Origin of the sequence: Paenibacillus sp. FSL W7-1287 (assembly GCF_038004245.1) — a bacterium.
GTDB lineage: Bacteria > Bacillota > Bacilli > Paenibacillales > Paenibacillaceae > Pristimantibacillus > Pristimantibacillus camelliae.
This window is the reverse complement of sequence record NZ_JBBORD010000002.1, coordinates 545,999-558,420: the sequence shown is the minus strand read 5'-3', so window position 1 is coordinate 558,420 and position 12,422 is coordinate 545,999. Positions and strand designations below refer to the sequence as shown.

The 12,422-nt window shown below is 42.3% G+C and carries 11 protein-coding genes; 3 read left to right on the top strand and 8 right to left on the bottom strand.

Annotated features, from left to right (window positions below; all coding sequences use genetic code 11):
* Nucleotides 1-134: 134 nt before the first annotated feature.
* Nucleotides 135-425: a YuiB family protein gene (locus tag NSQ99_RS22515; protein WP_251668482.1), complete on the bottom strand. Its 291-nt coding sequence runs from the start codon at nucleotides 423-425 to the stop codon at nucleotides 135-137.
* 186 nt (nucleotides 426-611) lie between these two features.
* Between NSQ99_RS22515 and hemQ the strand changes: the two genes are divergently transcribed.
* Nucleotides 612-1,361, top strand: coding sequence for a hydrogen peroxide-dependent heme synthase (hemQ, locus tag NSQ99_RS22510; RefSeq protein ID WP_251668480.1), 750 nt, complete (start codon nucleotides 612-614; stop codon nucleotides 1,359-1,361).
* A gap of 102 nt (nucleotides 1,362-1,463) precedes the next feature.
* On the opposite strand, the gene NSQ99_RS22505 is transcribed toward hemQ, so the two are convergent.
* Nucleotides 1,464-1,748 (bottom strand): hypothetical protein, encoded by a 285-nt coding sequence (locus tag NSQ99_RS22505; protein ID WP_251668479.1) that lies wholly within the window; start codon nucleotides 1,746-1,748, stop codon nucleotides 1,464-1,466.
* Nucleotides 1,748-2,941 carry an NAD(P)/FAD-dependent oxidoreductase gene (locus tag NSQ99_RS22500; protein WP_340839171.1) on the bottom strand — a complete coding sequence of 398 codons (1,194 nt, stop codon included), beginning with the start codon at nucleotides 2,939-2,941 and terminating at the stop codon, nucleotides 1,748-1,750. Before NSQ99_RS22500 ends, NSQ99_RS22505 begins: the two co-directional genes overlap by 1 nt.
* Nucleotides 2,942-3,421: 480 nt before the next feature.
* Between NSQ99_RS22500 and NSQ99_RS22495 the strand changes: the two genes are divergently transcribed.
* Nucleotides 3,422-4,423: an NAD(P)/FAD-dependent oxidoreductase gene (locus NSQ99_RS22495; protein WP_340839170.1), complete on the top strand. Its 1,002-nt coding sequence runs from the start codon at nucleotides 3,422-3,424 to the stop codon at nucleotides 4,421-4,423.
* 151 nt (nucleotides 4,424-4,574) lie between these two features.
* On the opposite strand, the gene sda is transcribed toward NSQ99_RS22495, so the two are convergent.
* The 3 genes from sda to NSQ99_RS22480 all read right to left on the bottom strand — a co-directional run bounded on the left by sda (nucleotide 4,575) and on the right by NSQ99_RS22480 (nucleotide 8,603).
* Nucleotides 4,575-4,739, bottom strand: coding sequence for a sporulation histidine kinase inhibitor Sda (gene sda, locus NSQ99_RS22490; protein ID WP_251668476.1), 165 nt, complete (start codon nucleotides 4,737-4,739; stop codon nucleotides 4,575-4,577).
* Nucleotides 4,740-5,009: 270 nt separating this feature from the next.
* A complete protein-coding gene (locus NSQ99_RS22485; protein WP_340839169.1) occupies nucleotides 5,010-5,681 on the bottom strand; it encodes a YheC/YheD family protein in 672 nt (223 codons plus the stop codon).
* Nucleotides 5,682-6,485: 804 nt separating this feature from the next.
* A complete protein-coding gene (locus NSQ99_RS22480; RefSeq protein WP_340839168.1) occupies nucleotides 6,486-8,603 on the bottom strand; it encodes a DNA topoisomerase III in 2,118 nt (705 codons plus the stop codon).
* A gap of 186 nt (nucleotides 8,604-8,789) precedes the next feature.
* Here NSQ99_RS22480 and NSQ99_RS22475 point away from each other — a divergent pair, with 186 nt between their 5' ends.
* A complete protein-coding gene (locus NSQ99_RS22475; protein ID WP_340839167.1) occupies nucleotides 8,790-9,506 on the top strand; it encodes a metallophosphoesterase in 717 nt (238 codons plus the stop codon).
* Nucleotides 9,507-9,674: 168 nt separating this feature from the next.
* On the opposite strand, the gene NSQ99_RS22470 is transcribed toward NSQ99_RS22475, so the two are convergent.
* Together NSQ99_RS22470 and NSQ99_RS22465 are read right to left on the bottom strand one after the other, a co-directional pair.
* A complete protein-coding gene (locus tag NSQ99_RS22470; RefSeq protein ID WP_340839166.1) occupies nucleotides 9,675-11,624 on the bottom strand; it encodes an ABC transporter permease in 1,950 nt (649 codons plus the stop codon).
* Nucleotides 11,599-12,375: an ABC transporter ATP-binding protein gene (locus NSQ99_RS22465; RefSeq protein ID WP_251668468.1), complete on the bottom strand. Its 777-nt coding sequence runs from the start codon at nucleotides 12,373-12,375 to the stop codon at nucleotides 11,599-11,601. Before NSQ99_RS22465 ends, NSQ99_RS22470 begins: the two co-directional genes overlap by 26 nt.
* Nucleotides 12,376-12,422 lie beyond the last annotated feature (47 nt).

Here is a 12,422-nt window from a genome sequence, read left to right as displayed (position 1 = left end):
TTTTCGGTAGACTGGCATATTCGAAGTCGACCATACTAGAACATGTCGCTTCGTAATCAACTTCGAGCTTTTGAACTACCATTATGAGAAATCTATTGTACATCAGTCTATTAGTATTAAGCAACGCCCATATACTAGAACATTTTGTAACCGCCCTTGCGTAGCGCTTGAATCGCATATCCGCTAATGATTGCTCCAGCGATTGCGCCGATAACTGGAATAAAGTCAATAAATGTATACTGCGTAATGACATCGATAAGCTTTTCATCATTTCCATTCCAAGGTGCCCAGAATGCCAATACGATAATTAAAACGATAAAGAAATATGTCGGAAACCAAGTTGTTTTTATTAGCATATTTACGATAAATCCGATGCCAAACGTAATAACCATAAAAAGCATCGTCGCAAAAATAATTTGTAGCACTGCTTGCAGCCTCCTATCTACCATTTCCTCTATGTAACTAGCTTTTTTCAGTGTAATGAATCCCTAAGTCAAAGTCAATTCACATCTTCGCTTTTGTCACATTCCCGCCATTTGCTACCCTCATTTCATTAAGCTACAATGGTTACATATCTATATCATCTGCTATTGAAAGGAGTTTTAAATATAATGAGTGAAGCAGCACAAACATTAGAAGGCTGGTATGCTCTGCATGATTTCCGTGCGATTGATTGGACAGCATGGAGGTTGGCTGATGAAGCTGAGCGTCAAAAAGCAACCGAGGAGCTTCAACAGTTCTTAAAGGAATGGGGTTCAGTAAGCGAGGCTCGCACAGGCAGCACCGTTGTATATTCTATTGTAGGTCAGAAAGCAGATCTAGTATTCATGCATCTGCGCGAATCTCTGGAGGAGCTCAATGAGCTCGAGGTTGCATTTAACAAAACAAGCTTCGCCTCGTATACATACAATGTTTACAGCTACGTTAGCGTCGTTGAGCTGAGCAATTACTTGGCAGGCGGCAGTGGTGGGGATCCTATGCAAAACCCAGAGGTGGTTGCAAGACTGAAGCCTGCACTGCCTAATGCTAAGCACATTTGCTTCTATCCGATGAACAAACGTCGTGAAGGAAATGATAATTGGTACATGCTTAGCATGGATGATCGTAAGGCACTTATGCGCAGTCATGGCATGATCGGGCGTTCCTACGCTGGAAAAGTTAAGCAAATCATTACTGGCTCTGTCGGTTTTGATAACTGGGAGTGGGGCGTAACACTGTTCGCTGATGATGCGTTGCAGTTCAAGAAGCTTGTCTACGAGATGCGCTTCGATGAAGTGAGTGCACGTTATGGCGAGTTCGGCGATTTCTATGTAGGAAATGCTTTAGACGAACAAAAGTGGACAAAGCTGCTTAGCGTATAAGCTATGCTTCTAGCTGTATAAGCTACAGCACGAATAGGGGTGATCTTATCGACATTGTCGAAAAGATCACCCCTATTTACTTCTTAGCAGTTAAGCTATCCGTTAATCTTCATCCTCTTCAGCTGCTAATGCAGCAAGCTGAGCTTCGATTTCTGCTTTACGCTTTTGCTCTAAATATTCTGCCGTTGCAGCATCCCTTGCACGGCTTTTTTCCTTAAGACGTTCAATCGCAGGTAAGATAAGAATATCTACTTCCTTCTGCACAGTAGCAGATAGATCATATCTCTTCTGCGATTCCAAGTATGAGCCTACTTCCATCAATGCATTATATCGATCAAGCTCATCTCGCGTCAGCAATCCTCTAACCTGTACGCTGCAATGTCTCATTATAAAAATTTACCCTTTTTCAACACGAGTGGAATACCACCGATAATAAATAGATAGCGGATGTCGATAAGCTTTTTAATCCAAGCTGCCTTGCGACCTGTATACTTTTTGCCGAATGCAAGACCTATCGCTTCACCTTTACCTAGAGATGCGACCGTACCTTTATTACTAAATTCAAACTTCGTCAGGCTTTGATTGCGAATCGAAGCAGTTAAGTTATGAGCGCATGCAACACCTTGCTGCATCGCGATTTGTGCAGTTGGCGGATACGGACGTCCTTCTTCGTTAAATACTAATGAATTATCACCGAGCACATAGATATTCTCAGTTCCAGGACAACGCAAATATTCATCGACCTTAACGCGACCACGCATCGTATCAAAGCCCGCCTCTTCGATTAGACGATTACCACGAATGCCTCCAGTCCAAATAACTGTCGCAGACTTAATCTCTTCTCCTTCACCAATAACGACACCTTCCGATGTGCATTCCTTTATTGGTGTTCCTAGACGGAAGGTTACACCCTTCTTCGTTAGAACGTCCATGGCATACTCAACTAGCTCAGGATCGAAGCCTGGTAAAGCCGTTGGAGCTGCTTCAATATTATAGATTTTTACAAGAGCAGGATCTACATCATAGAACTTGCACAGCTCTGGAATTCGATCAGACAGCTCACCGACAAATTCAATCCCAGTAAAGCCAGCGCCACCCACGATAAACGTAAGATAGTCCAGGCGATGTGGCTCGCGCTTATAGCGTGCGAATTGATACTCAATATGCTCGCGGATAAGGCGCACGGAATTGATGCTTCTTATGTTCATGGAGTGCTCAGCAAGTCCAGGAATGCCAAACGTTTCAGGCTCTCCGCCTAAGCTGATCACAAGGTAATCATAAGAGAGCGTGCCATCCTCCAATATTATTTTTTTGTCTTGTGGACGAATTTGCACCACTGTCGACTTTACAAAATCAATTTTAAATTCATCAATTAATTTCGAAATATTTACTCGCGCATTTTCAGGCTTATCTGTACCAGCTGCTGGCATATGCAGATGCGTCGTGAAATAATGGTAATCATGCTTATTAACGAGCGTGACGTCTGCTTCATTATAATTTAATTCTTTTTGCAACCTTAGTGCAGTTAGAATGCCACCATATCCTGCACCGAGAATAACTATTTTCGGTATGTTGCTCATCGTAGAATCCCATCCATTCATTTATCTGTTCTGTATATTTGGACCCCATATTACGGTATAAAGTTTCTCTCTCTTTAGATAAATGTTCAAAAATTCCAGTATGTCCTTTGAACATTCATTATATATAAAATGTATTCGTAATGAAACATTGTCTCATTATAAGCTATTCTCGACTTCATATGTAAAAAAATAACACAAGCATCAACGTTGTGTTATTGATGTTCATATATGAAGTGAGGTAACTCTAGTGCATGAAAAATGTCGTTAAGACAAACGCTAACAGGAGTTAATTTTACAGCTTGCATATATACATCAGAAATGATACAGACTTTCAATCATATTTTCAAGGTTATTTTATACGAAAATATTTAGCATACTGCACAATTAATCATAGTGAAAATTACAAAACGCGCATTCCTTTCTGGCAAATAATTGTCTATAATAATAGGGTATTTATAAATAGAATGTTGGAGGTAAATCATGACTAATCCCGTAAGTCAAACAGAAGCAGTAGATATTTTAATTATCGGTGGCGGCCCTGCTGGCATGTTTGCAGCATTTTATGGTGGTATGCGCCACGCTTCTGTTAAAATTGTTGAAAGCATGCCTCAGCTAGGCGGTCAGCTTGCTGCCTTATATCCTGAGAAATATATTTATGATATTGCCGGCTTCCCTAAAGTAACTGCTCAAGAGGTAGTCGATCGTTTGAAGCAACAAATGTCCTTATTCGAGCAAGAGATTTGCTTAGAAGAAAAAGTAACCAACGTTAAAAAGCTTGATGAGCGCCTTTTCGAGGTAACGACGGACAAAGCGGTTCATTATGCAAAATCGGTTATTATTACAGCTGGAGTAGGAGCCTTCTCTCCTCGACGTCTTGAATTGTCAGAGGCTGAAAAATTTGAAAAAACGAACTTACACTATTTCGTTGGTGATTTGAATCGGTTTAAAGATCAACGCGTTCTACTTAGCGGCGGCGGTGACTCTGCCGTAGACTGGGCACTTATGCTTGAACCAATTGCTAAAAGCGTAACGCTTGTACATCGTCGTGATAAATTCAGAGCTCATGAGCATAGTGTTGAGCAGCTTATGAATTCTTCTGTTAACATTATTACGCCAACTGAAATAACAGCATTGCATGGTGATGATACAATTACTAGCGTGACGCTTACGGATGTTAAGAGCAAAGAAGAACAAACGATTGACGTTGATGCTGTGATCGTTAACTTTGGCTTCGTATCTTCTCTTGGCCCTATAGCTGAATGGGGAATTGAGATTGAACGTGGTTCTATCGTCGTGGATACTCGAATGGAAACCAATATTGCTGGTATTTTTGCAGCTGGCGATATTACAACATATCCAGGTAAATTGAAGCTCATTGCTGTAGGCTTCGGTGAAGCTCCAACAGCGATCAATAACGCAAAGGTATATGTTGATCCAACGGCTAAGCTGTCTCCAGGACATAGCAGTAATATGAAGCTGTAGGTTAGGTGTAATAAATATAAGGGAGGCTATTGTGCAACACTGCAATTAGCGTGTTGCACAATAGCCTCCCTTTCTTTATCTATATCGACTTTCTAACCTTACCAATACGAATAAGTAGATCAATTGCATCATCTAATCCGTTTTCATTGTGTTATGCCGTATATTGGTGCTCCGTCAATTTGGATGGGGCCATGTGAACTCCGAGTCCACGTCGTTGTAGCTCTATCACGATCAGCTGAATAAAATCGCTATCAACATCCTTCGATACAGCCTCAATATATAGCTCTTTCATCTGCTCATCACTCAAAGTCCTCACTACAACCACCTCCTAATTATTGGATTAACCCAATACTAGCATCTATTTCGAAATACGACAAGACTTGCCATTATTAACAAACTATTGTGGATATGTTGTGTATTTGATGTGTATATTTGTCAAATTTCCACGTTTAACTAATGGTATAATGTGGATACAGTTATCCACAGTCCGTTAATCCAACAGTCCTATAAAAATAATTAATAGAAACTATTTTTCTATTAATTTACACTATCAATCTATAAGACTATTATACTATGCCTCTCGTCCTTAGTGAGGATTCGTATTCACTTCCAGCATCCATACCTTACCGTACTTATCAATGCCATAATCGTAGCCGAGATGAGTCAGTCCAGGATACTGTCTAGTAAGGACATTGGTGCTAAGCTCGGTTAATCGGCGCATCTGCCCTTTCTTACTTTGTACCGCACCGCTTCCCAGCGTTTTACGAATAGCTACGGAGCCTTGCAGCAGCTTACCACCCTGTGTCAAGTTTGTAACGGCAAGACCTCGTTTAGCTTTACGGCCTACAATGGCGCGATAATGCCACTTTCCGGATTCGTACACATACTTTACACGATAATCTACTGGGCAACCATCTATCGTCAGCAGATCTATTCCTTTCTGTATCATATACTTACGATTTCTCATTTTTCTTTTTAATTGTTGAAACATAGCGTCAAAGCTTTGAAAACGCTGAATACTGCTTTTAGCATGAAAGGCAAAGCCTTCCGTAGTTTTCTTAACCTGAATGACCCCATTGCCTCCAGTTCCTACGACTGGTTTAATATAAACCATACTATGCTGATAGAGCATATCTCTTAAATTCTCATAGCTAAAGCTTCTAGTTGGAGGTATATGCGATGCTATTTCAGGATGAGACAGCAGTGCAGCTTGCTTAACGGTCTTGCTTGCGATTTTACGACCAGTATGCCAAGACATATAAGTCTCTCCTTTCAGTTCTATCTAACGTTCCAATTCAAAATTCGATGCCGAATATACATTCAGTAAAACTTCGTGATCAAAGGCGGACTTTTTGAACTACCTCTTCAAATCGATGTTCAAAAAGATCGCCTTTCAGCACCGAGAAGTTTGAATAAAGCTAGAGCTTGAGAAGCGCAGCGTACGTTTTTGGTACGTGAGCATCGGAAAGCTCGGCTGAATTCAAAATTCGATGCCGAATTAGCTTTCAGTAAAACTTCGTGATCAAAGACGCTCTTTTTGAACTACCTCTTCAAATCGATGTTCAAAAAGATCGCCTTTCAGCACCGAGAAGTTTGAATAAAGCTAGAGCTTGAGAAGCGCAGCGTACGTTTTTGGTACGTGAGCATCGGAAAGCTCGGCTGAATTCAAAATTCGATGCCGAATTAGCTTTTAGTAAAACTTCGTGATCAAAGACGTTCTTTTTGAACTACCTCTTCAAATCGATGTTCAAAAAAGATCGCCTTTCAGCGCCGAGAAGTTTGAATAAAGCTAGGGGGCTGAAGAGCGCAGCGTACGCAATATGTACGTGAGCACTGGAAGACCCCGCTGAATTCAAAATTCGATGCCGAATTAGCTTTCAGTAAAACTTCGTGATCAAAGGCGTTCTTTTTGAACTACCTTTAACAGTATATGAAAGATAGTCTATAACTCTTGTGCAGCCGTCTACTAGACTTTAAGTTTCATAGATGAAATACAAAAGCCCGCATGTTTTCCGATTCGATCGAAAAACATGCGGGCTTTTTATTATCCCTATATCATTGCTTACTCATTTTGTTCTAGTGCCGCCTTTAGCTTTTCAGCAAGGCTGTTACCTAGCCCTCCGCCATCATTACTATACTGCTTAAGAAGCTTCGCTGTTTCTTTACGATTTACTTTAGCATTTCCTTTATCATCCAGCTTCTCGATGACATTACAAGGACGGCATTGAGCATATTTTCCTGCCTTCCCGTCGTGCAGCTCCATTTTCTTACGACATTGCGGACAACGCTTATTAATTTTGATTGGCTCTGCCATCCGCTTATAATTACATTCTCTGCTCGCGCACACATATCGCTTGCCTTGCTTACCCTTCACCTCAAGCAACGGCTCGCTACACTGCGGACAGCGAGAATTGGTTATATTGTGCGGCTTATACTCTTTGTTCTCACGCTTCACTTGACCGACCCATTGCTCGGCCTGCGTTCTTATATGAGCCATAAACTGCTTCGCATCGCCTCGTCCGCGCGCGATATCCTCCAGCTGTTTCTCCCATTTTGCAGTCAGCTGCGGACTTCTTAGCTCCTCTACAACAAGCTCGATAAGCTGCTTGCCCTTCGCTGTTGGGTGCAGCGAGTGTCCACGACGTTCAATCGTTTCCGTGGATAGGAGCTTCTCTATAATATCAGCACGGGTAGCCGGGGTACCAAGACCATGCTTTTCCATGATGGAGAGCAACGATGCCTCTGTATAACGCGGGGGCGGTGTTGTCATGCCTGATTTAACTTGTATGCCGCGCAGCGCAACCTGATCTCCCTTCTTTAGAGTTGGCAGCAGTGCCAGCTCCTCCTCCTGCTCCTCAGGCTCCCTTGATACGGTATAAACCTCACGCCAGCCCTTGTCCTTTTCGACTCGGCCTTTCGCATAAAATCGTTGATCCTTAACTGCTAGCTCGACGCTCGTCTCATCGTAACGATATGGGCCGCTGAATAAAGCTAGAAATCTCCGGACAATTAGATCATATAGACGACGTTCATCGTTAGTCAGCACATTGAGCTGAACAGGCTCGTCTGTCGGAATAATCGCATGATGATCACTGACCTTGCTGTCATCAACGATACGCTTTGTAATATTAAGTGGCTTCTTCAGTATAGCCTTCGCATAATCGCGATAAGGTCCTATCGCAATTCGCTCTAAACGCACCTTAAGTGTCGATGCCATATCGCTTGTTAAATAACGTGAATCTGTCCGGGGATACGTAACGAGCTTGTGCTGCTCGTACAGCTTCTGCAGTACATTCGACGTCATCTTAGCAGAGAAGCCGAGCTTTTTATTCGCATCCCGCTGCAGCTCTGTCAAATCATAGGCAAGCGGATGCTGCTCTTGCTTCTCACTAACTTTAAGCGACGCTACTATGGCTTGCTTTACATCCTTTATGCTCTCTTTGATCTGCCCAGCCTGCTCTTGCTGCCATAGTCTACCGTCATGTGACGATTGTTGCTTCCACATTGCGGTAAAGCCGCCAAGCTGTGCTTGCAGCTGCCAATAAGGCTTGCCCTGAAACTGAGCAATCTCCTGCTCGCGTTCCATAATGATAGAAAGCGTCGGCGTCTGAACACGTCCTGCTGCAAGCTGTGCATTGTATTTACATGTGAGTGCGCGCGTCATATTAAGCCCAATCAGCCAATCGGCTTCAGCCCGACATACTGCCGAGCGATATAGGTTATTATATTCCGCTCCTGGCTTAAGCTTACTAAAGCCGTCACGAATCGCTTGATCCGTCTGTGAAGAAATCCATAGCCGATAAAACGGCTTCTTCCAATGGATGAGCTCCATAATCCAGCGCGCAACGAGCTCTCCTTCTCTTCCAGCATCCGTTGCGATAATAAGCTCCTTTATGTCCGTACGCTTACTGAGTGCCGCAATCGCTTTGAACTGATGCGAGGTTTCCCTCATTACTCGGATATTCATGCGCTGAGGAAGCAATGGCAAATCCTCTAACGCCCACGTTTTATATTTTTTATCGTAAGCCTCTGGCTCTGCTAGCTCAACAAGATGCCCTAGCGCCCATGTTACAACATACTTAGGGCCTTCAATATAGCTTTTTGATTTATTGGTGCAGCCTAGCACACGTGCAATTTCCTTCGCTACACTTGGTTTTTCAGCTAAAACTAATGACTTCATATAGATAACTCCAATCTATCGCATATGCTTCAACATACCATATGACTCGCTGGTCTGGCAAACGCTTAAGAGCGATGCACTTATGAAAAAGACAGGCTAATATAATGTAAACTAGACTGCTGTCCGAGACATTTAGGGCACTTCGCGTATATATTAAGTGTAGGACTTCAACTAAAAAAGAAGGTAGTGAATGCAGTGCAGCATGGATCAGCTAGACGCTCAAAACGACGGCTGCTGGCTATATCAGACATTCACGGACATCGGCAAGGCTTTCTTTCACTGCTTGAAGCCGCAAAGTACGACGCGAGCAAGGATCAGCTTGTCATTTTGGGGGACTTTATTGAAGCTGGGGAACCGATTACTTGGCGTCTCGTCGATACTGTGCACCAGCTAGTGGATAAGGGAGCCGTTGCTCTACCAGGCAATCATGAGCTTAAATTGGCAACCCTAAGACGCGGAAGTGCGGCACAACGTCTTAGATATTTACGCTTTATCCGTAAGCTGCCATCCTACTATAAAGAAAATGGATATCTTTTCGTACACGCTGGAGTTAGACCAGGTCTACAGCTTAATCTGCATCCTTTGCGAGAATTGACAGAGATTCGGGAGTCCTTCACAAGGCATCCGCTTTCTACATTGCGAACTAAGCTAGACTCAGATGCGGGGGGAACGGCTGGTCAGCGCATCGTGTTCGGCCATACACCAACATTCAAGCTTGGAGTCAATCCTGGCTCACTGTTTGTCGATGAATGCAGAATAGGCATTGATACCGGAGCGAAGCATGGCTACCGCTTATCACTGGTCGACTTTACTAATGGACTATGCTATTCCTGCTCAACGGATGCTGAATATCGTGCAGGCGATGTTTACGTATATCATGCTCCAGGTATTCGCAATCGCTAATAAAACTCAATGCCGATCCGTTCTGATTGGTCACTTTCATTACATCTCCTCCTCAAATGGTGACAAGTCCTATCTTTCCTTCGAGAATAGCATAATAGGGCTGCTTATGATCTCTCTCAGATCATAACAGCCCTATTGCTTGTTTCTCCCACTGCGTTGTTTCGTAAATTATGTTACAGGATTGGAGCCTTTACCAATGCTGTGTAAATAACTATTACTTGCAATAATAAAGTAAATGATCTGCATCACAACATAGATCCCAAACACAATCATCGCGTACATCCAATATGTTTCCCCCAGCAAACTATCAAGTGCCAGCATCGCGAACAACGCATGAATGATGCCAACGATGCATGGAAGGAAAAAGATAATGCCGATTTGCGTCGTAATAATTTTTCTCATTTCCTTATAGGTCATACCGATTCGACTTAAGCCTTTGAACATCGCCACATCCTCATCTCGCTCGGTAAATAGCTTAAAGTAAATCAATGAACCTGCAGCAATAAAGAATAGCAAGCAGATAAACATCCCGATAAAAATCGTTAAGGAAGTAGATTGTACAAAGTTTTGATATACGATATTACGTGTGTAATGAACGTTTTCATCTGCTGCTTCGGAGATATGACTGCTTAGCTCCTCAAGCATCGGCAAGCTTTTATTCAAATCAGAAAGTTCAATGCCATGTATTGTAAACGTCTGTACATTCTCATGCGTTAATAGCTGCTCATAATATTCATCGGATACGATGACGAGAAAGTAGCTCCAATAATAAATTGTGTTCATGACCGTATCTGTACGAATCTCAGTAACTGGTAGCTCTATCGCTTGATCGCCAACGTTCCCCTTGATTGTTCCAGTATAATCGACCAAATTATTAAAATAACTCTTCGAAACTACTGCTTCTTCATTCGACAGATTAAGCTGCTTACTGCTTTTAACTTTATCGTTAAATTCAGATTGCGGAATAATCATCGTCGAAAGCTCATCGTTGCCGAAGGAATAAGTAATTTCATTAATATTTAATTTATATTGTTCAAGCTTTAACCCGTTAATTTGCTGCTCCTTGCTCACGTTTAGCTCATGCTTAGCGATAAGCTCGTCTAGCACTTTTCTGTCCAGCTGCTCTACATTAGGATCAGCTGTCTCTACCCATGCAACCGCATATGGACTTTCGACAAAAGATTGATTTTTACCTGATGTATGCAGCACATAGATCGTACCCATTGCCGTCATGACAACCGCACTAAGTATGGTGATCGTAAACAGGATTCGTGCATTATCTTTAATTTTATAGCCAAGCTGTCCAATAATTAGCATGTTCGTTTTGTTATAGAACAAGTTCTTTCTTCGCTTGAGTACATTCAAAAACACAATACTAAGTTGAGAATACAGTAAATACGTGCCAGTGACGACGAAGGCAAGCACAGGCAATGCAGTAAAAATAAATGTAACTGGTGACATGGTAACCGCTAAGCCATAACCAAACACAATACTAATTAATCCAACAACAACCTGCCACTTTGAATATTTCAACTCACCCTTCGGCTGTTTATGAGCCTTAAGCAGCTCGATAATTTGTCCTTTTCCCATACGGATCGTCGTATACAGCGTAATAACAAAAAATATTCCAACAAAAATTATGATCGTCATTACGACTGCTTTGATCGGCACAGCAAAACGAATTTGTTCTTCTAGCTCCAGTATTGCTCCTAATCCCATAAAGAACAGCTTACTAAACAGAATGCCGGCCGCTATTCCCGCTAATGTCGACAACAGCCCAATCACCATATTTTCAATAAATACAAGCTTACGAAGCTGAACTCGTGTCATGCCGAATAAAGAAAACAATCCAAATTCCTTTTTACGAGATTTCAAAAAGGAACCACTAGAATATAGAATGAAAATAAAGCTGAAGATCGCAATAAGGTATAAGCAAAAACTCATTCCAGTTCGAACCTGATTGGCAGCAAACAGCTTACCGTTCACGACATCTGGATGTACAAGAAATGCATAGTAAATGTAAAAGATCGCCACGGAAAACAAGCTGCTTAAGAAAAAGGCACTATAGGAACGCCAATTTTCTTTTACATTTTTAAGAGCGAGGGAACGAAAGGTCATCAAAATCCCCTCCTAGCATGCTCTGTACATCTAAAATTTGCTGGAAAAATACTTGTCTGCTTGAACCGCGATTAATTTGCGTAAAGGGACGACCATCTTTAATGAAGATAATGCGCTGACAATAGCTTGCTGAGAATGGATCATGCGTTACCATAAGAATTGTCGCACTGAGCTCTTCATTCATTTTTTTCAAGGTGTCCATCACATCCTTCGCGGCCTTCGAATCCAAATTGCCTGTAAGCTCATCTGCCAGCAGCAGTGAAGGCTCATGAATAATGGCGCGTGCGATTGCCGTACGCTGCTTCTGTCCACCAGAGATCTCATATGTGCGCTTGTTAAGCAAATCCTCGATCTGCAGCAGCTGTACAATAGGCTTCAGCTTCTGTTCGATCAGTTTCGGCTTTAAGCCTTCCATGACTAGAGGAAGAATTATATTCTCCTTCACACTTAACGCATCCAGCAAGTTAAAATCTTGGAACACAAAGCCTAGCTCCCGTCGGCGAAACAGTGCAAGCTTGTGATCATTAAGCTTTGTCGGGTCAATGCCGTTGATCTCGAGCGTACCACTCGTCGGCTTATCAATCGTTGCCAGCAGGTTAAGAAGCGTTGTTTTACCGCTTCCTGATGGTCCCATCACTCCAACAAATTCTCCCTTTTCAATCTCTATATCAACATCCTTCAAGGCAGTATATAATACATTTTTATTGGATCCATATACTTTTCCAAGGGCTATCGTTTTTAGTACACTCATTGTAAAATTCTCCTTATCGCTTTCTTTGATGCTTTTATTATAGCGAA